Origin of the sequence: Pseudomonas syringae group sp. 243L2, from assembly GCF_032587875.1 — a bacterium.
In the GTDB taxonomy this organism is placed as follows: Bacteria; Pseudomonadota; Gammaproteobacteria; order Pseudomonadales; family Pseudomonadaceae; genus Aquipseudomonas; species Aquipseudomonas amygdali.
The window spans coordinates 62,305-83,942 of the sequence record NZ_JAWHPL010000015.1 but is presented as its reverse complement, the minus strand read 5'-3'; the positions used below and the strand labels follow the sequence as shown (position 1 = coordinate 83,942).

The window sequence follows — 21,638 nt, the reverse complement described above, 5'->3', positions numbered from 1 at the left end:
TGACACCACATGCTACGACTCAACAAAATTATCGAAACGGCGCTCTATGTAGAGAACCTCGCCAAGGCCAGGGACTTTTATTCCGACACCCTTGAACTGGATGTCATGTTTGAAAGCCCGACATTGGTGGCATTCAATGTGGGCGGTGTAAGTACCTTGCTGCTGTTCAAATGCGGAGCTTCACTGCAGACGCAGTATCTGAGCGGCGGAGAAATACCGCCTCATGATGCGCAAGGGCGAATTCATGTGTGCTTCGCTATCAACGCCGACCAGATGCAACCATGGTCTGATCGCCTTGCTCAGGCCAAAGTGGCCATCGAAGGCCGGACTGAATGGCCCCGGGGCGGATCAAGCATTTACTTCCGCGACCCCGATGAAAATCTCGTCGAGCTGCTGACGCCAGGGTGCTGGGCGATTTATTGAGTCGTTATTGATCCGTAATCCCAGCATATTTCTTTGCCGCATGCTGCTCAGCGAGCACGGCGTTCGTGATTTTTTCGATGTAATCAAACACCTCTTCCTGCACTGAATATACGCAATGCTCGCGGCGGTTTTTGGAGACAGTAAATGACCCGGCAGATCCTCCGGATCGAGCGAAACGCCTGGAGGCACGGCCAGGGTTTCGCCGGTTTGCTCAATCCTCGTGACAGGCTGAACCCTTGCCGGTCGATGCAGAGGGAAGCCCGCGAGCTTTAGCGATTCCTGATGCCGGGCATATCCAGCCAGATGCATGGGAAAATCCTTTGTCAGTCTACGCGTCCAGGTTTTTCTTACTCAGCAAAGAAAATCCTGACTTCGAGCGACTGCGCTCGTTTTTTCTTGATTAACCAGTGATAAGCGTAGGTCTTCTCACATCCTTGGAGAAAAACAGACGTGTATATCGCCGCCAAAATGTTATGTTATAACACTAACAAATCATCAAGCGCAGTCCTCCAAAGCGACCCTTCAATCCATGATCAGCCCTCTTTTCCAGTCCCGCCGTGTAGTCACAACCCTCTGCCTGCTGGCCAGCAGCGCAGGTTACGCAAACGCTTCCGAACAGGTCGAGCTTGCCCCGTCCATGATTAAGGCTACGGCCCAGTCGCAAGATGGAGAGCATCTCGATTCAGTTACCCATGCCGGTTCTCGCCTGTCATTGACGGCCTTGCAGACCCCGGCCAGCACCAGCTCGCTGAATGGGGACGAGGTGCGCAGTCGCGGTGACGAAAATGTGCAGCAGGCTGTGGCCCGCAGCCCCGGTATCACGGCGATCGGTACACCCGGCGACGGAGGCACGGCGTTGTCCGCGCGTGGTTTCACAGGTCAGGGCTCGGTGATGCAATTGTATGACGGCAGCCGCATGTACAGCGCCATGGGCACCGTCACCATGCCGGTGGATACCTGGGCAATCGACCGCATTGAAGTGCTGCGCGGCCCGGCCTCCGTACTCTATGGCGAAGGCGCTACCGGGGCAGTGATCAATGTCATTCCCAAGAAACCTTTTGAAGGCGATATCGAAAACCACCTGCGCCTTGGCTACGGTTCGTACGATACCCAGCAGACCGCGCTGGACAGCGGCGGCTCGTTAACCGATCAATTGAGTTACCGTTTGAACCTCAATCAGCTGCGCAGCAACGGCTGGATCGATGACGGCGACTCGCAAAGCACTTTCTTCAGTGGTGCCCTGCGCTGGCAGGCCAGCGAAGACCTGACGTTCACCCTCGCCCATGACGGCGGCAATCAGTGCCCGATGAACTACTTCGGCGTGCCGATGATCAATGGCCGTTATCACGAAGGCTTGCGAGACAAGAACTACAACATCGAGAACGACAAGCAACATTACGACGACCAATGGACGCGGCTGACCACCGACTGGCAGATCTCCGACCGGCTCACCTCATCCAACGAGCTTTACTACCTGACCTCGCACCGACGCTGGCAGAACGCCGAAAACTACAACTGGGACGCTGCTACTCAGCAGCTGTCGCGCAGCGGTTATTTCAGCATCAAGCACAATCAGGAGCAGGTGGGAGATCGGCAGACGTTCACCTTCAAGCACAGCCTGGGCGGGCTGGATAGCCAGAGTGTGCTGGGAATGGACGTCAACCGTATCCGTTTCAAGCTGACCAACAATTCGCCCTACAACGATGTGAATCCCGCGGGAGACCCCATTGATATCGAACATCCGGCACCGGGCAGTTTTCAGAGTGCGTCGCCCTATTCGGAGCTGTTCAAAAGCACGACCCGACAACTGTCGGTCTTCGGGGAAAACCGCACGCAACTGAGCGACCAACTCTCGGTGATCACAGGCGTACGCCGTGACTACGTGGATATCGAACGCAACGCCCTGCGTGACGACAGCCGCACAGAAAAGGACCTGGTCGGCAACAACTGGAAAATCGGACTGGTTTACGCGCTGACGCCTGAAAGCTCTGTCTACGCTCAATACTCGACCAGCACCGATGGCGTTGGCAGCCTTGTCTCGCTCAACCCCACGCAGCAACAATTCGACCTGGCCACCGCCAGGCAATCGGAGGTGGGTTTCAAACAGGCCCTGTGGGACCAGCGCCTGGAGTGGACGCTGGCGGCTTACCATATCGTCAAGAAAAAGCTGCTCACTACCGATGCCGGCAATCCTGACCTCACCCAACAGGTAGGCCAGCAGTCTTCCGACGGGCTTGAGGCCAGCATGAAGCTGCAACTGCCGCAGGACTGGGCCCTGACCGCCAACGCGGCCTTCGTTCGTGCGCGCTATGACCAATTTGATCAGAGCGTATCGGGCGTGGCCGTCTCGCGTGACGGCAATACACCCGTCGATGTGCCAAAGCGCACGGCCAACCTGTGGCTCGACAAACAGCTCGGCAGCGCTGTACAGATCGGCGCCGGGCTGCGCTACGTCGACAGCCGATACGCCGATATCGCCAACACCCGCGAACTGCCCGCCTACACCGTGGCGGACGCCAGCCTGTCATGGAAAGCACTGCGCAATACCACGCTCGGCTTGCAGGCGCGCAATCTGTTTGATCGGCAATACGCAGCGAGTCAGTACAACGAAGGCCAGCAATGGATTCTGGGTGAACCCCGCTCGCTGTACGTGACTGCGGACCTGAGTTTCTGATGCTTGCGCTAGAGCGTATCGCGTGGGCGCCGGAACAGGCGTCGGTCTGCGCGCACGAACACTTCGCCCTGAAAGATATCGACCTGCAGATCGCTGCCGGCGAGTTTGTCGGCCTGATCGGTCCCAATGGCAGCGGCAAGACCAGCCTGCTGCGTTGCGCATTCCGCTATAGCCGTCCGCACAGCGGCAAGGTCGCGATCAACGCTCACGATATCTGGTCCCGCAGCCCGCGCTGGTGCGCCCGGCACGTCGCAGTGGTTGCTCAGGAGTTTCCCGATGCATTCGGCCTGACACTGCTCGACGTGACGAGCATGGGCCGCGCGCCTCATCAGGGCTTCTTCGCTGCGGACAGCGCCCACGACCGCGCGATTGTGCAGAGCGCTTTGAACGCCGTAGGGCTGGCGGGCTATGAACAGCATCGGTTCGACACATTGTCCGGCGGCGAGAAACAGCGTTGCCTGCTGGCGCGGGCACTGGTGCAAGAACCTCGGTTAATGGTGCTGGACGAGCCGACCAATCACCTGGACCCGCGCCATCAACTGGAACTGCTGGGGCTGGTCAAGCAGCTCGGCGTGGCGACGCTGGCCAGTATCCATGACCTGAATCTGGCGGCGGCATTCTGTGATCGCCTGTGTGTCATTCATCACGGCAGGCTCATTGCGCAAGGCACGCCCCAGGAAGTGCTGACCCCGGAAATGCTGCTCCACGTATTCGGCGCCAAGGCGCTGGTCGACAGCCACCCTCTGCGTGATTACCCGCGCATTACCTGGATACCCTGAAATGAACACCCTGCTCACCCGCCTGGCTTTGATTACCTTGTTGTGCAGCCCGATGGTGCAAGCGCAACCCAGCGCCTACCCCGTCACCGTGCAAAGCTGCGACCGCTCGGTGACCTTCACGGCTGCGCCGCAGCGTGCAGTCAGCAACGATGTAAACCTCACCAAAATGATGGTTGCCCTGGGTTTGCAATCACACATGGTCGGCTACAGCGGTATCACCGGCTGGAACAAACCTGATCAGGCCCTGCTGCGCGACCTTGGCAATCTGCCCGAGCTGGCCAGCAAATACCCGTCTCTGGAAACACTGCTCAATGCCAACGCCGACTTCTATTTTGCCGGCTGGAACTATGGCATGCGGGTGGGTGGCGATGTCACGCCGCAGAGCCTGGCCCCATTGGGTATTCAGGCCTATGAACTGACCGAGTCCTGCGCGCAGATAATGCCGCGCGCTGAAGCCACACTTGCGGATGTCTACAACGACTTGCTGAACCTGGGCCGGATATTCGACGTGCAGGCGCGCGCAGAGGCGCTGGTTGCGCAAATGCGCCGCAGCGTGAGCGAGGTTCAGGCAAGCGTGGCAGGCAAATCGTCGCCCAGGGTTTTCCTGTATGACAGCGGTGAAGACCGGCCCATGACCGCCGGGCGGCTGGCAATACCCCAGGCACTGATCAGCGCCGCAGGCGGGCAGAATGTCATGGGCGACGTCGCGGCCAGCTGGACCCACGTCAACTGGGAGTCGGTTGTGCAAAGCAACCCCGAGGTTATCGTGATCGTCGACTACGGCGAAGTCCGCGCCGCGCAGAAACAGCACTTCCTTGAAAGCAACCCGGCGCTGCAATCCGTCGACGCGATCCGCAACCGACGCTATGTCGTGCTGCCCTACGTGGCGGTGACGCCAGGCATCGACAACGTCGCGGCCATCGAGACGCTTGCAGCGGCATTTCATGACGTGACGCGATGACCCTGGCGCAGTGGCTGACCGAGCACCCTCGCCGTTACACGGGGTTGCTGATCACTCTGACGCTCGTGCTGCTGATGTCATGTCTGGTGTGCATCACCTTCGGCGCGGCCCCTGTGCCGTTGAACCGGGTGATGGATATCCTGATGTTCAAGCTGTTCGGCGCCAGCGAAAACCCAACTCTCTGGACCGCGGGACAGGAAACCATCGTCTGGCTGATACGCACGCCCCGCGTGTTACTGGGCGTACTGGCAGGCGCGGGACTGGCTCTGATCGGCAGCGTCCTGCAAGCAGCGACGCGCAACCCGCTGGCCGACCCTCACCTGCTGGGCGCGACCTCGGGCGCGACACTCGGCGCGGTTATCGTGGTCATGCATGTAGGAGAAGTGCTTGGCACGCTGACATTGCCACTGGCTGCGTTTGTCGGCTCGCTGGTCAGCCTGTGCCTGGTACTGTGGCTGGCCAGCCACAAAGGCCGCCTGGACAGCCAACGCCTGCTGCTCGGCGGCGTGGCCGTGTCCTTTGTAATGATGGCGAGCGCTAACCTGTCGTTGTTTCTGGGCGATCACCGCGCCAGCTCCTCAGTGCTGTTCTGGATGCTCGGCGGGCTGGGGCTGGCGCGCTGGGAGCTGCTCGTTGTGCCACTGATCACGGTTCTGTCTGGCTGGGTTCTTTTGCAAGGGCTGGGTCGTTCCCTGAACGCATTGATGGGCGGCGATCAGACCGCCACAAGCCTTGGTCTGCAAGTACGCAATGTGCGCCTGCTGGTTTTCCTGATCGCCTCACTGATGACCGGCGTGCTGGTTGCGCTGTGCGGCTCCATAGGTTTCGTCGGCCTGATGGTGCCGCACATCGCCAGACGTCTGGTGGGCTCGGAACATCGACGACTGTTGCCCGTCGCCACGCTTCTGGGTGCTTTATTGATGATCTGGGTGGATGTCGTCTCCCGCACGCTTATCGCGCCAGAGGATCTGCCTATAGGTATTGCGACGGCATTGTTGGGAGGGCTGTTTTTTATTTTCATGATGAAGCGCGGTTGAAGGAACCACTCGATAGGTAGACGGGTAATTTCTCATGACACTCACGCAGCATCGCACTGAGCCTGACTGTTGACTGGCACTTCTGAAATACCTCACTAAAACCAGGTTTCCATCTGAATGCCAAATTGCCAGACACCACCGGAGTTGAAGTCGGTTTTGCCGAAGTTGCCGGTTGTGCTGTAGCGGTCCAGGTCCGAAGACCAGTTCATGAGGCTTGCGAACACTCGCAATTCGGGACGCGTTAGCAGGTCACCCATGTCCGGCTTGAAGGTCGGCGCAACCGTGAATTTCCAGAAGTTGCCGTCGACTGCATTGCGTTGCAGGTAGCCTTTGGGGTCAAGATCCATGGTTTGCCAACTCAGCTCGTAGGCCATCTCGAAGTTACTGTTGATCTCGTTGGCCAGGCGCATGTTCAGCGTGAGCCAGCGGTAATCGTCGCCTTTGACGTATCGGTCTTTGCTCTGCTCGGCCAGCAAGCTGGGACCGATGCGCCACCCCGGCGCAATAGGCGTCTCGCCATACATCGCCAGACGCACCGCGCGGGCGTCGTCGATCAGTTCGCCATCCGCGCCAATGTCCTTGACCTGAGCCCCCAGGCCCTGCCCATAGAGCAACGCCGTCTTGAAGAAGCCTTCCCTGCCGAAAAAGTCTTTCTGGTGATTGGCCAACATGGTGTGCAGGCCTGAATCTGCGGGCGCAAAACCCGCTCGATTGGTGCGCGTGCCAACGTCGTTTTTCTTTGCGCCAATGGCGTTGAACATCCACTGCCACTGACCATTGTCGAAGAATTGGTTGGAGGTCAGGATGTAGCTTTCCACATCGGCATCGACGCCGCCCTCACTGAAATCTCCGTAGTTACGTCCAATCAAGGAATAGTTCGAGCGCCAGTCCTTGGTCATCTGCACATCGTAGATACCGCCACCGGTACCGGCCAGGAAGACCACGTCCGAGTCCAGCCAGTGGATATCGAAGTTATCCCTGTCGAATCGCTTGCCGGCCCACAGTGTGGCGTTCTCGAACACCGAATTCCCCTTGAAGGCGGCGATATGGTCGAGTTCGGTAAATACCTGACGCACGTTCAGGCTGCTTTCTTCGGCTGTCCAGTCGTTATAGCTTTCAACGCCATCGGCGATGGAGACCGTGAATTTGGAACGCGTGCCGTTCTGCGCGTAGATTTCTTTCGACAGATCAAAGCGCATGTAGGTGTCGTCTTCGTTACCCAGGCGCCCGACCGCTCCACCGACTGAACCTGCGGGGGTTGTATAAGGCCCACCGCGACCGCCGCCCAAACCGTCGTTGATCAACAGACCGGAGCGAGCGTAGCCCTTGAAGCTGAACCCGTCGGTGAGGTGTCCGGCACTGCCTGGCTTGTCCATGCTTTGCTGGCGGGCTTCGAGTTTTGCCACGCGATCATCCAGGGCGGGTGCTGGACTGGACGACACAGCCGGGGCGGCAGGCTGCAAAGCGGGGGTCGAGAGTTTGAGTTGCTGAAGCTCCCTGGCGAGCGCCTGGGTTTGCTGTTCGGCTGCGGCGGCACGCCGTTCAGCAGCGCTGGCACGAGCTTCAAATGCAGCCATCCGCTCTTCCAGAGTCGCGGCCTGAGAGACGGTTGTCGAGGTGCCGAGTACCCCTGCGAGTAGCCATCTTGATGCGTTCTGCATGTGGACTTCCTGTTTTGTTTTTATTGTTTTCGTGACGTTGGCCGAGCCTTTTTCCTTCAGCACAAAATTGTGCAAATCGGAGAAAAAAGGGTGCCACATCGAAAATACGCTGTTACATTGACGATGTTAACGTTAACTTTTATAAAAACAAAAATAAAGAGGGCTCTATGAAACAGCTGAAATCTCTTCTTCCCGCCGCGCTGCTCACCCTGTCTGCCGGGTTTTCTGCGCTGTCGAACGCAGCCGATCTGACGATCTCGTGCGGGGCCGTCGGCGCTGAATTGCAACTGTGCAAGGAGGCAGTCGATAGCTGGTCAAAACAGACCGGCAACAACGTTCAAGTGGTTTCCACGCCTAACTCGGCAACCGAACGCCTGTCGTTCTACCAGCAGATCCTCAGCGCCAAGTCCACCGACATCGACATCATTCAAATCGACATGGTGTGGCCGGGGATGCTCGCCAAACACCTGACGGATCTGCGCGAACTGCTTCCGGCAAATGCGACACAAGGCTATTTCCAGGCACAGGTTGACAACGCCACCGTCGACGGCCGGCTGGTGTCGATGCCCTGGTTTACCGACTCGGGGCTGCTGTATTACCGCAAGGATCTGCTCGACAAGTACCAGCAGCCGGTCCCCCAGACCTGGGAGGACATGACCGCTACCGCCAAAAAAGTGCAAAAAGCCGAACGCGATGCGGGGAATGCCACTATGTGGGGCTACGTGTTCCAGGGGCGCGCCTATGAAGGCCTGACGTGCAACGCCCTGGAATGGATCAGCAGCCAGCCGGACGGCGGACTGGTCAACCCGCGCGGAGACATCGTGGTCAACAGCCAGGCCTCACGAGTCGCGCTGACCCTGGCAAAAAGCTGGATCGGCGAGATCTCCCCGCCCGGCGTACTTAACTACACCGAGGAAGAAGGCCGTGGCGTATTCCAGTCGGGAAACGCGCTGTTCATGCGCAACTGGCCTTACGTCTGGGCCTTGGTGCAAAGCAAGGACAGCGCGATAAAAGACAAGGTCGGCGTCGCGCCCCTGCCCCGTGGCGGCGCGAACGGCACCCACGCTTCAACGCTCGGAGGCTGGGGCCTGGCGGTTTCGCGCTACAGCCGCAACCCCAAACTGGCGGCAGAACTGGTTGCCTACCTGACCAGCGCCCAGCAGCAAAAACAGCGTGCCCTGGCGGGTGCCTACAACCCGGTTATCGAGTCACTTTATACCGACCCCGAGTTGCTCGCGGCGATGCCTTACTACACCCAGTTGCACGGCATCCTCAGCAATGGGGTTATGCGCCCTGCCGCCATCACCGCCAACGGCTACCCACGCGTCTCCAACGCGTTCTTTGATCGGGTGCACAGCGTGCTGGCGGGCGATATTCCGGTCGATCAGGCACTGGTCGAACTGGAACGCGAACTGACCCGCATCAAACGCCGGAACTGGTAAGCCACACGTAAGGAGATCAACATGCCGTCCTCTTCTATCGACTTTCCCGGTGACGACGTCCTGATTACCCGGGAAACGCCCGTACAGCGTCGCAGGTTACGTGCCGCCTGGCTGTTTCTGACGCCCATGCTGGTGTGCCTGACGCTGGTGGCGGCCTGGCCGTTACTTCGCACATTCTGGTTCAGCCTTACCGACGCCGACCTGTCGGACACTGAAGACGGCTCATTCATTGGCCTGAGCAATTATCTGCTCTACGACGGCACCCTCTGGTCAGGCGTTCTGGTCGATCCGCAATGGTGGAACGCGGTGCGCAACACCTTGCATTTCACCGTGGTGTCGGTAGGGCTGGAAATGGTCCTGGGACTGATGGTGGCGTTGCTGTTGAACGTCAAGTTCACCGGCCGCGCGCTGGTCCGTGCGTTGATTCTGATCCCTTGGGCGATTCCGACTATCGTCTCGGCGAAGATCTGGTCATGGATGCTCAATGACCAGTTCGGCATCATCAACCACATGATGCTGAGCCTGGGCCTGATCGACGCGCCGCTGGCCTGGACGGCAGATGCGGATCTGTCGATGTGGGCTGTCATTATCGTCGACGTCTGGAAGACCGTGCCCTTTGTCACCCTGCTGATGCTCGCGGCACTGCAGATGCTGCCAAGCGATTGCTACGAAGCCGCCAGGGTCGACGGCATTCATCCGGTGCGGGTGTTCTGGCGAGTCACCTTGCCGTTGCTGATGCCCGCCTTGTTGGTCGCGGCGATCTTTCGCATCCTCGACTCACTGCGGGTGTTCGACGTCATCTATGTGCTGACCTCCAATTCCTCGAGCACCATGAGCATGTCGGTCTATGCCCGCCAACACCTGGTGGAGTTCCAGGACGTCGGCTACGGCAGCGCCGCCTCGACCCTGCTGTTTCTGGTCGTGGCAGTGATTGCCATGCTTTATCTGTACCTCGGCCGTCGCCAACTGGAGGTGCGTTCATGAACCTGCGCCAACTGAAGAAAGCCCTGCTACGTGTGGGTTTCTGGTGCCTGATCGGGATCTTGCTGCTCTACGCCATATTCCCTTTCTACTATGCCATCGTGACATCGCTGAAGCCGTCCAGTGCCTTGTTTGAAGTGAGCTACTGGATCACCGAAGCCGACTTCTCCAATTACGCAGCGGTCCTCGGTCAGGCGTCATTCCTGCAGGCCATCGCCAACTCGCTGGTGGTTGCGCTGAGTGTGGTAGCGCTGGCGCTGTTCCTGGGCCTGACGGCGTCCTACGCCCTGGGCAGGGTCAAGTTCCGAGGCCGCGGCACGGTGCTGATGATGGTGCTCGGCGTCTCGATGTTTCCTCAGGTCGCGGTGCTCTCGGGGCTGTTTGAAGTGATCCGCGCACTGGGTCTCTATAACACCTCATGGGCACTGATCCTGAGCTACACGATTTTTACCCTGCCCTTCACCGTCTGGGTGCTGACCACGTTCATGGGGCAACTGCCGCATGAGCTGGAAGAAGCGGCAATCATGGACGGCGCATCGCCCTGGGTCACGCTGACCCGCGTGCTGTTGCCGCTGCTGTGGCCCGCACTGGTCACGACCGGCCTGCTGGCTTTTATTGCCGCGTGGAACGAGTTCCTGTTTGCCCTGACCTTCACCCTGACAGACGCGCAACGAACGGTCCCGGTCGCCATCGCCCTGATTTCGGGCGGCAGCTCCCACGAATTGCCCTGGGGCCTGTTGATGGCGGCGTCGGTGCTGGTGACCGTCCCACTGGTGATTCTGGTGCTGATCTTCCAGCGCCGCATCGTTTCCGGCCTCACTGCCGGCGCGTTGAAAGGTTGATGCACACAACTGACAAGGAACAGCATCGTGATGAAATTGAAGCTAGCCAACATCAACAAGCAATTGGGCGGCACGCGCATTCTGCGCGATGTCAGCCTGGAAATCGCTGCGGGTGAGTTCGTTGTGTTCGTTGGCCCTTCGGGCTGCGGAAAGTCGACGCTGCTGCGCTTGATCGCCGGGCTGGATTCGATCTGTGGTGGCGACCTGCTGATCGACGGACGCCGGGTCAATGACCTGGAACCGCGCGAGCGTGGCGTCGGCATGGTCTTTCAGTCTTACGCTCTGTACCCGCACATGAGCGTCTACGACAACATCAGTTTCGGTCTCAAGCTGGCCAAGACTGAAAAAGGCAGCCTGCGCGAACGCGTGCTGAAAACCGCACAGATCCTGCAACTGGAAAAACTGCTGCAACGCAAGCCCAGGGAGCTGTCCGGTGGGCAGCGCCAGCGTGTTGCAATGGGCAGGGCCATGGCGCGGGAACCGGACATTTTGTTGTTCGATGAACCACTCTCCAACCTCGATGCCTCGTTGCGGGTGCAGATGCGCAACGAAATCGCCCGGCTCCACAAACGGCTGGGCTCGACCATGATCTACGTCACTCACGATCAGGTAGAGGCCATGACCCTGGCTGACAAAATTGTCGTCCTCAACGGCGGTCAGGTCGAACAGGTTGGCTCACCACGCGAACTCTATGAGCGCCCCGCCAGCGTCTTCGTCGCCGGTTTTCTGGGCTCGCCAAGAATGAATTTTCTGCCAGTCCGCTTGCACGCACCAAGCCGCAACAGCCTGATCGATATCCCGGCACTGGGCATGACATCCCTGCCCTTCGACAGCTCGAACCTGGCCGACGACGCGCAATTGACCCTGGGTGTCCGTCCGGAACACATATCTCTAAGTGCAGCGAACAGTGGCACTGGCGTCACCGTGACCAGTGTCGAATACCTGGGTAGCGAGGTCTACGTGCATCTGGCTACAGACGAGAACGAACCCTTGATCTGCCGTTGCGAGGCAAAAGCCGGATGGCAGGTGGACGACCGGGTCGCGCTGCAGTTGGATACCGAAAATCTGCACGTGTTCGACGCCGATGGCCTGGCCTTGAAACGCCACTCTGACGCCGACCAACACCTGACAAACGACACCACGCCGCACTTCGTACAAGCGGGTTCCCTATGAGTTTTTCTGTGAATGCCATGAACGGTCCAATATCCACCGCCCTTGAGCGCGCGCACCATGCATTGAGGGATAGCCTGGCGCAGGTAATCCACGATTATCGACCCGGTTATCACCTGGCCCCGCCTGCGGGCTGGATGAACGACCCTAACGGGGTGGTGTACTTTCGCGGCGAATACCATGTGTTTTATCAGCACCACCCCTTCGATGCGAAATGGGGACCAATGTACTGGGGCCATGCAAAGAGTGCCGATCTGGTCCATTGGCAGCACCTGCCCATTGCGTTGGCACCGGGCGATGACTGCGACCGGGACGGTTGTTTTTCCGGCAGCGCAGTGGTGTGTGGCGACACCCTGGCACTGATCTACACTGGGCACACCTGGCTGGGTGAGGTAGGCGACGAGCTTTTGATCCGTCAGGTGCAGTGCCTGGCCACCAGTCTCGACGGCATCAACTTCGTCAAACACGGTGCCGTCATCGACAGCCCGCCGCAAGACACGATCATTCATTTCCGTGATCCGAAGGTCTGGCAGCAGGATGACCACTGGTACCTGATTGCCGGTGCGCGTCTGGGCGACAGGCCGTTGCTGCCGTTGTATCGGTCTGTGGACCTGCACGCGTGGGAATTCGTGAGCTATGTATCCAGCGGCAACGAAGGCGATGGTTATATGTGGGAGTGCCCTGACCTGTTTCGCCTTGATGGACGCGATGTACTGCTTTACTCCCCCCAAGGCATGCCAGCCCAGGGCTACGAGCGACTGAACAAGTTTCATACCGGCTACCGAGTGGGCCAAATCGACAGCCAATGGCAGTTCAACGGCGGGCCTTTTATCGAACTGGATAACGGCCATGACTTTTATGCTGCGCAGACCCTCGTGGCTGCCGATGGCAGACGTCTGGTGTGGGCGTGGCTCGATATGTGGGAAAGCCCGACCCCCACAGCAACCCATCACTGGCGCGGAATGCTCGGCCTGCCACGCGAACTCGAACTGCGCGACGATCGCCTTTGCGTGTACCCCGCACGCGAACTGACAGCGCTGCGCAACACGCCATTGCCTGGCACTCCCTGGTGGAGCGAAGCGGGCACTCAGTGGCTGACTGACGTACACGGCGATCTGCTCGAAATCCACGTGCACCTGGACCTGCTCGACTGCACCGAAGGTCACCTGGGAGTGGCGTTGCGTTGCAGTTCAGATGGCAAGGAGCAAACTCTGCTTTACTACGATGCGTCGCTAAAACGTTTGATACTGGACCGCGATCAGTCGGGCACCCACGTCAGCGGTCAACGCAGCGTAGCAATACACCCACAACAGGACCGGCTTGAGCTGCGAGTCTTCCTGGATCGCTCGTCCATTGAAGTGTTTGACCAAAACGGCAGCTTCAGCTTCAGTAGTCGCCTTTATCCACAGACCGACAGCCTGGGGGTAAAGCTTATTGCCAACGGAACCGGAGGCCGGGTGTGCATTGCCAACGCCTGGGAACTCTCTTCGGGATGCTTACAGGTAAATCATTGAAGTCGCGAAAAAAATCAGGCCTCTGTAGCATGATAATTATCAGTCAACCTGACAGGCCCCGCCTTGCATGACCTCAGTTAAAGACGTTGCACGATTGGCCGGTGTGTCCCTGATGACGGTATCCCGGGCGCTTAATAATCCGGAAAAACTGAGCCCCGAGACGTATCAGCGAGTCCGTAGCGCGATTGACGAGCTTCAATTCGTACCCAGCCTGTCAGCGCGCAGGATTCGCGGCGACAACTTGCAGACACGAACCATCGGAGTGTTTGCGCTGGACACCGCGACAACGCCATTTGCGGTAGAGCTGCTGCTGTCCATCGAGCAGACCGCACAGCAGGCAGGCTGGAACGTATTTATCCTCAACCTGCTAAGCAACCCGCCCACCGACCAGAACGTGGACCTGATGCTGTCCCACCGACCTGACGGGTTGATCTTCAGCGCCATGGGGTTGCGCGAAGTGACTATTCCCCAGCGCTTGAAAAGCAAACCGCTGGTGCTCGCCAACTGCGTAGCCGATGACAGCAGCCTCGTCAGTTATGTGCCGGACGACGAAACAGGGCAGTACCGCGCCTTGCACCATGCGTTCAGCCAGGGCTACCGACGTCCGCTGTTTATCAATCTGCCAAAAAAGAGCCTGGCCTGGAAAATTCGCCAAGCGGGTATGCAGCGGGCCTGCCATGCATTCGGCCTGGCTACAGGCGAACTCTTGCAATACGACCTCTCTGAGCATGATGCCTATGGGGAAACCGCAGCCATCCTCGAACGGCACATGATTGATGGTCGTCCGCAGTTCGATATTCTGATCTGCGGCAATGACCGCATTGCCTTTTGTGCCTACCAACTGCTGCTGGGCCGTGGCCTGAAAATCCCCGGTGATGTCGCCGTGCTGGGCTATGACAATATGATCGGCATTTCCGAACTGTTCATCCCCGCGCTGACCACGGTGCAACTGCCGTATTACGAGATCGGTCGCAATGCCGCCCGGTACTTGATCGATGGCCTCGAAGTCTCGGGTGCCCAGCCGGTAGATTGCCCGCTTGTGGTCAGGGAATCGTTATGAAGGGCTTGCGGTTTCGGTAACGTCAGTTCGAAGCTGGCTTTGTAACCGCCAACATCATCACAGAGCAACTTGATCAGCGATCGGTTGCTATCGACTCGCGTCAACCCCAGCGCTTGACGACCCGACGATGACAATCGGCCGGAGTCAGCACCTTGCCCGCCTTGGAACGTACGGCGATGGTTTCTACTGGCTCCGACAATTCATTGTCGAGCAGCACCGAGTAGCTCTCCCCTGCGTTGAACAAGTAGCGCTCCCCCCACTGGCGCATGCTGACGACGATGGGGAACACCGCGCGGCCCATATCAGTCAGCACATATTCTTTGTAGGCACTGCCGTCGGAGGCCGGCTGAATGTCGAATACGCCCAACTCCACGAGCATTTTGAGCTTGACCGTGAGGATGTTCTTGGCGAGACCAAGACGTTTCTGAAATTCACTGAAGCGGCGAACGTCGTCGAACGCGTCGCGGATGATCATTAAAACCCAGCGATCTCCGATTGCTTCAAGCGTGCGGGCGACAGGGCATTCGCTCTGCGCCAATAATTGCTGTTTGGCCATGGGGCTCCTGGAGGCGAGGTAGCAGGAAATGTAAAAAGTTCTAACGTCAGACGAAAATGTTTTACACATGTGGTTGCATTTAACAACCTCGCTTGTTAAAAGTTCACACAAGGTTTTCTTTTGCAACCACATATTCCAAGGATGGAGCGATGCCGTTCAAGTCTCGTGCCCCGGTAAAGATGGAAATCGAAGCCGAAAAATCCAGCGGTGGGTACACGCAAGCTCCCCAACCCCGGGACACCCCCAAGCTTAGTCGCTATCAAACTTTTCTTTTTGCAATTACCTGCGCCATGGCGGTCGCAAACGTCTACTTCGCCCAGCCTTTGCTGGAATCGATGGCTGCCAGCCTGTCGGTTTCGCCGGGCACGATTGGTGTCGTAGTGACCGCGACACAAGCAGGTTATGCCGTCGGATTGTTGTTCATCGTTCCGCTGGGTGATTTGCTCAATCGCAAGAAACTTATCCTTACACAAATGCTGCTGTCAGCTCTGGCCCTGTGCGCAGTGGGTCTGTCGCAGGATTGGGGCATGTTGCTCGGCTCGATGGTGCTCGTTGGCCTGATGGCAGTCGTGGTGCAGGTGGTGGTTGCCTACGCCGCTTCGCTGGCGAGTCCCGAGCAACGTGGCGAAGCCGTCGGCACCGTGACCAGTGGCGTGGTGCTGGGAATTCTGCTGGCCCGCTTCGTCTCCGGTGCAGTGGCTGATCTGGCCGGCTGGCGCGGCGTTTATTTTTTCTCGGCCGCCCTGATGATCGGCATGGCACTGGTGCTGATGCGCGCCATGCCTGCCTCCACCACGCCACCGGCGAAAGGCGGCTACTGGCAACTGCTGCGATCGGTGTTCCAGTTGTACCTGACCGAACGCACATTGCGTGTCCGGGGCACCTTCGCCCTGCTGATCTTCGCCGCATTCAGTGTGTTGTGGACGTCGATGGTACTGCCGCTCAGCGCACCGCCGTTGTCGCTGTCACACACCCAGATTGGTTTGTTCGGACTCGCCGGTGTGGCCGGTGCGCTGGCAGCGGCACGGGCCGGACGGCTCGCCGACCAAGGGCTCGGCAATCGCACCACGGGCATCGCGCTGGCACTGTTGACCTTGTCCTGGCTGCCGACGGCGTTCGTTGAACACTCATTACTCGCCATGGTGGTGGGTGTGGTGTTACTGGATTTCGCCGTGCAAGCCGTCCATGTCACCAATCAGAGTCTGATCTTTGCCGCACGCCCCGATGCGCAAAGCCGACTGGTGGGTGCCTACGTGTGTTTCTACTCGGTAGGCAGTGGTCTGGGTGCCATCGCTGCGACTTATACATATGCACACTTTGGCTGGGTCGCCGTTTGTAGTTTGGGTGCCGCCATCAGCGCAGTTGCCCTGCTGTACTGGACCTACCTGGAACTGACGTCCACATAACGTTCAACCCTTAATAAACTTCTCGCGATCGTCAGTTAACGGATGGCGTGAAACAGCGGGAAGCCGGTGGCAAGAACATCATCCCGCTGGGCTGCCGCGTCGCGGACGACCACCTTCACCAAGGCAAATAATCCATGAAACCACTGCACGTAGTGTTGGCTGTATTGATAACGGCAATCTGGGGTGTGAATTTCTCGGTGATCAAACTCGGACTGGCCACCGTCGATCCGCTCATCCTGGCGGGTATACGCTTCAGTCTCTGTGCATTACCGGCGATTTTCTTCATCCGTAAACCCGACGTGCCGTGGCGCTACATCATCGGCTATGGCCTGGTGTTCGGCATTGGTCTGTGGGGCGTGGTCAACCTAGGTATCAAGGCAGGGCTGTCGGCGGGCATCGCGTCCTTGGTGCTTCAGTTCAGCGCGTTCTTCACCATCCTGCTCGGCGGTTGGGTGTTCAAGGAAGCGCTGACCCGCTTCCAGGTGCTGGGCATGTTGATCGCCCTCGCGGGGCTGTTGTGCATCATCAAGATCAGTGACGGTTCGGTGAGCCTCACCGGCGTGTTACTGGTGCTGATGGGCGCGGCATCCTGGAGCGTTGCCAACATCATCAACAAGAAGGCCAGCACCAAGGATGTTTTCGGCTTTCTGGTCTGGTCCAGCGCGTTTGCACCGATTCCGCTGTTCGCCCTCGATTACGCGGTGAACGGCAGCGCCGGCTACACCGCGTTTGTCAGTCAGGTGAATACGACTGCCGTGTTGTCGATCCTGTTTCAGGTCTATCCCAACACGCTGTTCGCTTACTGGATCTGGAACTCGCTGCTCAAAACCTATCCGGTTTCCACAGTGGCGCCGCTGTCTCTGCTGGTGCCTATCTTCGGCATGCTCGGCTCGGTAATGGTGTTCAACGAAAGCGTGCCGGTGAGCAAAGTACTGGCGGTGGTGTTGATCGTACTCGGCCTGGCCGTCGGCCTCTACGGTCAGCGTATGTTCAATGCTATGTTCGCGCGTCGTGCACGCACTTCAATGTGAGCCCAAGGGGCAAGATTTAACAACTCGAACACGACAAGAAAGCGGTTCTGACACAGCACTCTTGTCATGGTCTGTTTTATGTTTTTTGGCCCCTGGGGGATTCAAGCGCAGCGGCCAAGATGCTTGAGCGAAGTCTTGGCCACCGGCCTGCTTCCGTCCCAATGAAACCTCAAGGAGATGAGTGCAATGTCGCGTAAAGTTTTTGTAGCCGGCGCATCCGGCGTAATCGGCAGAGCCCTGCTCAAGCTCTTGGTGGCTGCGGACTACAGCGTGTATGGCGCTACCCGCCGCGCCGAAAAAGTGAAGGACATTGAGGCCACAGGTGCTATAGCAGTAGTGGTCGATGTCTATGACGCCGAGCGTTTAAACGAAGAGCTGGTCCGCATACAGCCATGGGCTGTTATTCATCAACTGACAGATCTGCCTCGTGGCCTAAGTCCTGAGTTGATGGCAAAAGCGGTCGAGAACAACGCACGTATCCGTACAGAAGGAACGCGTAATCTGGTAGCCGCCGCTCGAGCTGCTGGCGCTACCCGTCTGATAGCTCAAAGCATCGCCTGGGCCTACCGTCCAGGCGACACCCCTTATCTCGAAACATGTCCTCTGGACGTGGAGGCACAAGGCAGCCGTGGCATAAGCGTGGGGGGTGTGGCGGCCTTGGAAAAGCAAGTGCTCAGCGAGCCGACATTGAACGGAACCGTCTTGCGCTATGGCCAGTTATACGGGCCCGACACTGGCACTGACGAGCCGACAGGCACCAGCCCTGTGCACGTACAAGCCGCTGCCCGCGCAGCACTGCTGGCGTTGCAAACAGAGCAAAGTGGTGTTTTCAATATCACCCAGGACAGCCCGACCGTCAGCAACGAAAAAGCCAAGCGCATACTGGGGTGGTCGCCTACCGTGGAGGCTTGACGCCCCAACGCAGCTATTCCATACGAAGGCAGGCTTTGTATTTCCAGTCACTTGCCTGCCAAGGTCAACAGATGGCAACTTTCAGACAGGAAGTGTTATGAAACCACTGGACAATGTTTTTCATGAGTTGCACAAGAATGGCCTTTTGATCCTAGCCAATGTCAGCGATGCAGGCGGCGCAAAAGTCGTAGAGTCATTGGGTGCCGCCGCGATCGCCACCAGCAGTGCGGGCATGGCTTGGGCGCATGGTTACGCCGATGGCAATCAGCTTCCCCTGACGCGGCTGGCGGCCAGCGTTGAATCCATGACGCGAATACTGCACGTCCCCCTGACCGTAGACATTGAGGCCGGTTACTCCGACGACCTCCAGCACGTTGCCAGGGTTGTCGAAGCAGTTGTCGCTTCAGGTGCCGTGGGTATCAACATCGAAGACGGTGCCGCACCACCGGAGGTACTTGTGCGCAAAATCGAAGTTGCCCGAGAAGTCGCCAACAAACACGGCGTTAACCTATTCATCAATGCACGCAGTGACGTCTACCTGAAAAGCCTGGTGCCCGCCTCCCAGCGTCTGGATGAAATCATCCGGCGTACAGCGCTTTATGCACAGGCAGGAGCCAACGGCATTTTCGCCGCAGGTATGGTCACACCCGCCGAGATTTCCACACTGTGCAACACCTCCACACTACCGGTGAACCTGCTTGCCCGCGATGGGCTGTCAGCGCCCGAAGAACTGCAGCGCCTAGGCGTTAGACGCCTGAGCGCCGGCTCAAGTATTGCGGAGTTCCTGTACGGCGCGATGGAGGGGCTGGCCCGCTCTTTCATCGAGCGCGGACAGCTGGATACGCAGGCGCTCAAGGGTTTTACGTATGGGAAGTTGAATGGCTTGATGGCGGAGCGTGGATAAAGCGAAAAGCCCATGGGCAGATTGCGCGAAAGTACTCAGAAGCCTAGGGGCCATGACGTTTTCCGCGACATCCCTACTTAAGTAACGCGGCGCGGTGATAGGCCCCTTAAGGCCCATCACCGCGGATGCAGAACACTCCGGACCGGTGCTTTTCAGGGACCTAAGCCAGCGATGTTCATGTATTCAGGGAATCTCGGGGGGAAGGAAAAGCGGCGGCGTGCGAAGGTTCTAATTCACAAATACCACTGTCTCTTTTGAATAAAATTTGTACGTAAAATCGGCTTAAGTCATTGATTTTTCGTACCTACCGAAAGCGATCTTTGGAATAAAGTTTGGACATACGGCTAAATCCTGCCACTGACTATCGCCACCAGCCTTTCTGTAAGCTCCCTAGCGTTTCGCATCCGGCTCTTGGTGTGAGGTGGAGGATTGGAAATAGATACGGCTTTTCGAAAATCAATGGAACGATTACCTGGCATTGGCTGCCCTTTTACATTGATTTGACCGACACCACTTCCACGTATCGATATTTGCCTTGGCTGCTCTAACCGCTTCTTGCTCTGCTAGCAGGGTGCTGAGGGTCATCCTTCAAGGCGGTGACACCTGCTAGATGGCAAAGGATCAGCTAGGATGCCGGGATCTTTCTGGAAACTGCATCGGGAGCTAAAAGTAGAAAAATGGTACAAAGAAAATCTGCGAGAAATCGACGAGAAATCTTTGCCCGAGATCCGTTACCCCAACCGTCAAGCGCAGCTACCCAGTCAGTTCGCTGTGTCACTGGTGCCTGGGATGGGGTCGTGGTGAACGCGCGAGAGGCTTGGTTCAAGCCGACATCTTATGTCGTGGGCACGGCAAGGTACCTTGCTGCCCCGCCTGAAAACGCAGCGCAACCAGTGTGTCGTTCTCGTGTCGATGCGTCGGGCCCATACGCTCATGCCAAATGCCGTGCCTGCGAAAGTATCTTTCCAACTGCACCGTCGTGACCGCCACGACAGTATTGGCCCCCGATGCACCCGCTTCTAACAGCGCATGGCGAAAGAGCGCAGCCCCAACATCAGGACCGGCCTGTTTGGCAGCAGCGAAGCGCGATACTTCCCACACATGTGGATCGACCGGCAACGGAGCATCGCTGATCCACGCAAAAACCTCTCCCAGTAGATAAGGTTTGAGCGTGGGCAATAATCGAGCGCAACTCACGACCTGTCCGTCCTCCAGACCAACGATGTAGCGCGCATGAGGAGTATCGAACTGATCGGTCTCTACGCGGGCCGTCTGCTGATCCAAGGGAAGGCGCCATCGCAATTTACGGATGAAAACCTCGTAGCGAAAACGTATAAGCGATTGGTAGACACTGTCGCCCAGTTCACTCGCGCTGCCCGCCAGAATCTCCATCTGCATCACCCGAAGTTTGAAAGCACGCAATTACCCCATGACCGAGCGATCAACGACAACTACCTCTTCTGGTAGCGCGAGCGTTCAGATCAGATTCAATGCCACGGCGTGTGCGGCCGCGTGTGCCTTGTTGGGCGATCCAAACTTACCGACGATCTTCTTGATATGAAAATTCACCGTGTTATCGGAGATGCACAGGATCTGGGCGATATCACTGACGCATTTGCCGTCTGCAGTCCATCTGAGGATTTCCACTTCCCTGTCGGAAAGGACGCAGCGTTCGACTGCCGACAGGTTCCACCGCGCCAACGCCTGGCGGCTGGCATCGCTCAGGCAACGCAGCTTCACCCCCAGCTCCAGTTGCTCGATCTGACTGACCCGGCCACGGCCTCGAGCAAAAGAGATGACGTGCGTATCACGGCTGGTCGCCAAGGCACTGTAGGTCATTCCATGAACCAGGCCAAACTGAGCGGCCTCGGCGAAGAAACGTCGGTGGCAGCTGGCTTGAACATCACTCCAGTTCAAGACATCCGCTTTGGCCATGCTGTGCTCAATCACAGGATCAATCGCACCATAACTTTGCTCGTCATAGCGCTCCTGCCACTCAAGCGGATAGGTGCCCATGATGAGCGTCTTACGCCGAGTGAAAGGCGTGGGCGCTTGCAAGGCCAGACCAACATGTTCGAAGCCACACTCTATGGCCTCACGGTGCAGGATCGACACCAGATTTTCGATTTCATGAGCCGCCGAAATGTCTCTCATGACGTCGCTATACCACTCCAACATTCCCAATCCCACCGACGAGCCCTCCTGGTCATCCACCGGCTGAACAGTGTAGAGCGCTTTTGCCCGTCTCGCAGCCCCGGTCAGACCACACATCGCTTATACGAATA

19 protein-coding genes are annotated in these 21,638 nt (G+C 58.1%); 15 read left to right on the top strand and 4 right to left on the bottom strand.

Annotation, left to right across the window (positions count from 1 at the left end; genetic code table 11):
* Positions 1-9: 9 nt before the first annotated feature.
* The 5 genes from RYB66_RS08605 (at position 10) to RYB66_RS08585 (ending at position 5,874) form a co-directional block, all read left to right on the top strand.
* Complete coding sequence (locus tag RYB66_RS08605; RefSeq protein ID WP_057404171.1) at positions 10-423, top strand: VOC family protein; 414 nt, start codon at positions 10-12, stop codon at positions 421-423.
* Positions 424-952: 529 nt separating this feature from the next.
* Positions 953-3,097, top strand: a complete 2,145-nt coding sequence (locus tag RYB66_RS08600) for a TonB-dependent receptor (RefSeq protein ID WP_316894241.1) — start codon at positions 953-955, stop codon at positions 3,095-3,097.
* Positions 3,097-3,876 (top strand): ABC transporter ATP-binding protein, encoded by a 780-nt coding sequence (locus RYB66_RS08595; protein WP_316885183.1) that lies wholly within the window; start codon positions 3,097-3,099, stop codon positions 3,874-3,876. Before RYB66_RS08600 ends, RYB66_RS08595 begins: the two co-directional genes overlap by 1 nt.
* Before the next feature lies 1 nt (position 3,877).
* On the top strand, positions 3,878-4,837 hold the full coding sequence (locus tag RYB66_RS08590) for an ABC transporter substrate-binding protein (RefSeq protein ID WP_316894239.1): 960 nt from the start codon (positions 3,878-3,880) through the stop codon (positions 4,835-4,837).
* Entirely contained in the window at positions 4,834-5,874 is a 1,041-nt protein-coding gene (locus tag RYB66_RS08585) for an iron ABC transporter permease (RefSeq protein WP_316894238.1), read from the top strand. Before RYB66_RS08590 ends, RYB66_RS08585 begins: the two co-directional genes overlap by 4 nt.
* Before the next feature lie 95 nt (positions 5,875-5,969).
* Here the strand turns inward: RYB66_RS08585 and RYB66_RS08580 are convergent, their stop codons facing one another.
* On the bottom strand, positions 5,970-7,535 hold the full coding sequence (locus tag RYB66_RS08580; RefSeq protein ID WP_316894236.1) for a carbohydrate porin: 1,566 nt from the start codon (positions 7,533-7,535) through the stop codon (positions 5,970-5,972).
* A 167-nt stretch (positions 7,536-7,702) separates the two neighbouring features.
* On the opposite strand from RYB66_RS08580, the gene RYB66_RS08575 reads away from it, so the two are divergent.
* From RYB66_RS08575 to RYB66_RS08550, 6 genes are all read left to right on the top strand, one after another.
* Positions 7,703-8,977 (top strand): ABC transporter substrate-binding protein, encoded by a 1,275-nt coding sequence (locus RYB66_RS08575; RefSeq protein WP_316894234.1) that lies wholly within the window; start codon positions 7,703-7,705, stop codon positions 8,975-8,977.
* Positions 8,978-8,998: 21 nt separating this feature from the next.
* Positions 8,999-9,961 carry a sugar ABC transporter permease gene (locus tag RYB66_RS08570; protein ID WP_316894232.1) on the top strand — a complete coding sequence of 321 codons (963 nt, stop codon included), beginning with the start codon at positions 8,999-9,001 and terminating at the stop codon, positions 9,959-9,961.
* Positions 9,958-10,800, top strand: a complete 843-nt coding sequence (locus tag RYB66_RS08565) for a carbohydrate ABC transporter permease (protein ID WP_004666631.1) — start codon at positions 9,958-9,960, stop codon at positions 10,798-10,800. The genes RYB66_RS08570 and RYB66_RS08565 overlap by 4 nt, the downstream gene beginning before the upstream one ends.
* A 27-nt stretch (positions 10,801-10,827) precedes the next feature.
* Complete coding sequence (locus tag RYB66_RS08560; RefSeq protein WP_316894229.1) at positions 10,828-11,973, top strand: sn-glycerol-3-phosphate ABC transporter ATP-binding protein UgpC; 1,146 nt, start codon at positions 10,828-10,830, stop codon at positions 11,971-11,973.
* Complete coding sequence (locus RYB66_RS08555) at positions 11,970-13,484, top strand: glycoside hydrolase family 32 protein (protein WP_316885169.1); 1,515 nt, start codon at positions 11,970-11,972, stop codon at positions 13,482-13,484. Before RYB66_RS08560 ends, RYB66_RS08555 begins: the two co-directional genes overlap by 4 nt.
* 67 nt (positions 13,485-13,551) lie before the next feature.
* Positions 13,552-14,544, top strand: coding sequence for a LacI family DNA-binding transcriptional regulator (locus tag RYB66_RS08550; RefSeq protein WP_316894227.1), 993 nt, complete (start codon positions 13,552-13,554; stop codon positions 14,542-14,544).
* Positions 14,545-14,644: 100 nt separating this feature from the next.
* On the opposite strand, the gene RYB66_RS08545 is transcribed toward RYB66_RS08550, so the two are convergent.
* The gene (locus RYB66_RS08545; RefSeq protein WP_005756893.1) at positions 14,645-15,100 is read right to left on the bottom strand and encodes a winged helix-turn-helix transcriptional regulator; all 456 of its coding nucleotides are present in this window, start codon (positions 15,098-15,100) and stop codon (positions 14,645-14,647) included.
* A gap of 149 nt (positions 15,101-15,249) precedes the next feature.
* Here RYB66_RS08545 and RYB66_RS08540 point away from each other — a divergent pair, with 149 nt between their 5' ends.
* From RYB66_RS08540 to RYB66_RS08525, 4 genes are all read left to right on the top strand, one after another.
* Positions 15,250-16,506, top strand: coding sequence for an MFS transporter (locus tag RYB66_RS08540; RefSeq protein WP_316894225.1), 1,257 nt, complete (start codon positions 15,250-15,252; stop codon positions 16,504-16,506).
* Positions 16,507-16,640: 134 nt separating this feature from the next.
* Complete coding sequence (locus tag RYB66_RS08535) at positions 16,641-17,537, top strand: EamA family transporter (protein WP_010199635.1); 897 nt, start codon at positions 16,641-16,643, stop codon at positions 17,535-17,537.
* A gap of 186 nt (positions 17,538-17,723) precedes the next feature.
* The gene (locus tag RYB66_RS08530) at positions 17,724-18,449 is read left to right on the top strand and encodes an NAD(P)-dependent oxidoreductase (protein ID WP_316885159.1); all 726 of its coding nucleotides are present in this window, start codon (positions 17,724-17,726) and stop codon (positions 18,447-18,449) included.
* 97 nt (positions 18,450-18,546) lie between these two features.
* Positions 18,547-19,353 carry an isocitrate lyase/phosphoenolpyruvate mutase family protein gene (locus RYB66_RS08525; RefSeq protein ID WP_316885157.1) on the top strand — a complete coding sequence of 269 codons (807 nt, stop codon included), beginning with the start codon at positions 18,547-18,549 and terminating at the stop codon, positions 19,351-19,353.
* 822 nt (positions 19,354-20,175) lie between these two features.
* On the opposite strand, the gene RYB66_RS08520 is transcribed toward RYB66_RS08525, so the two are convergent.
* On the bottom strand, positions 20,176-20,745 hold the full coding sequence (locus RYB66_RS08520; protein WP_316885155.1) for an acyl-homoserine-lactone synthase: 570 nt from the start codon (positions 20,743-20,745) through the stop codon (positions 20,176-20,178).
* Positions 20,746-20,829: 84 nt separating this feature from the next.
* A complete protein-coding gene (locus tag RYB66_RS08515; protein WP_316885153.1) occupies positions 20,830-21,624 on the bottom strand; it encodes an autoinducer binding domain-containing protein in 795 nt (264 codons plus the stop codon).
* Between the last annotated feature and the right edge of the window lie 14 nt (positions 21,625-21,638).

Bases quoted from the DNA above. Each gene is read 5' to 3' on its own strand.
- RYB66_RS08605 (WP_057404171.1), top strand. From the start codon at position 10: ATGCTACGACTCAACAAAATTATCGAAACGGCGCTCTATGTAGAGAAC.
- RYB66_RS08600 (WP_316894241.1), top strand. From the start codon at position 953: ATGATCAGCCCTCTTTTCCAGTCCCGCCGTGTAGTCACAACCCTCTGC.
- RYB66_RS08595 (WP_316885183.1), top strand. From the start codon at position 3,097: ATGCTTGCGCTAGAGCGTATCGCGTGGGCGCCGGAACAGGCGTCGGTC.
- RYB66_RS08590 (WP_316894239.1), top strand. From the start codon at position 3,878: ATGAACACCCTGCTCACCCGCCTGGCTTTGATTACCTTGTTGTGCAGC.
- RYB66_RS08585 (WP_316894238.1), top strand. From the start codon at position 4,834: ATGACCCTGGCGCAGTGGCTGACCGAGCACCCTCGCCGTTACACGGGG.
- RYB66_RS08580 (WP_316894236.1), bottom strand. From the start codon at position 7,535: ATGCAGAACGCATCAAGATGGCTACTCGCAGGGGTACTCGGCACCTCG.
- RYB66_RS08575 (WP_316894234.1), top strand. From the start codon at position 7,703: ATGAAACAGCTGAAATCTCTTCTTCCCGCCGCGCTGCTCACCCTGTCT.
- RYB66_RS08570 (WP_316894232.1), top strand. From the start codon at position 8,999: ATGCCGTCCTCTTCTATCGACTTTCCCGGTGACGACGTCCTGATTACC.
- RYB66_RS08565 (WP_004666631.1), top strand. From the start codon at position 9,958: ATGAACCTGCGCCAACTGAAGAAAGCCCTGCTACGTGTGGGTTTCTGG.
- RYB66_RS08555 (WP_316885169.1), top strand. From the start codon at position 11,970: ATGAGTTTTTCTGTGAATGCCATGAACGGTCCAATATCCACCGCCCTT.
- RYB66_RS08550 (WP_316894227.1), top strand. From the start codon at position 13,552: ATGACCTCAGTTAAAGACGTTGCACGATTGGCCGGTGTGTCCCTGATG.
- RYB66_RS08545 (WP_005756893.1), bottom strand. From the start codon at position 15,100: ATGGCCAAACAGCAATTATTGGCGCAGAGCGAATGCCCTGTCGCCCGC.
- RYB66_RS08540 (WP_316894225.1), top strand. From the start codon at position 15,250: ATGCCGTTCAAGTCTCGTGCCCCGGTAAAGATGGAAATCGAAGCCGAA.
- RYB66_RS08535 (WP_010199635.1), top strand. From the start codon at position 16,641: ATGAAACCACTGCACGTAGTGTTGGCTGTATTGATAACGGCAATCTGG.
- RYB66_RS08530 (WP_316885159.1), top strand. From the start codon at position 17,724: ATGTCGCGTAAAGTTTTTGTAGCCGGCGCATCCGGCGTAATCGGCAGA.
- RYB66_RS08525 (WP_316885157.1), top strand. From the start codon at position 18,547: ATGAAACCACTGGACAATGTTTTTCATGAGTTGCACAAGAATGGCCTT.
- RYB66_RS08520 (WP_316885155.1), bottom strand. From the start codon at position 20,745: ATGGAGATTCTGGCGGGCAGCGCGAGTGAACTGGGCGACAGTGTCTAC.
- RYB66_RS08515 (WP_316885153.1), bottom strand. From the start codon at position 21,624: ATGTGTGGTCTGACCGGGGCTGCGAGACGGGCAAAAGCGCTCTACACT.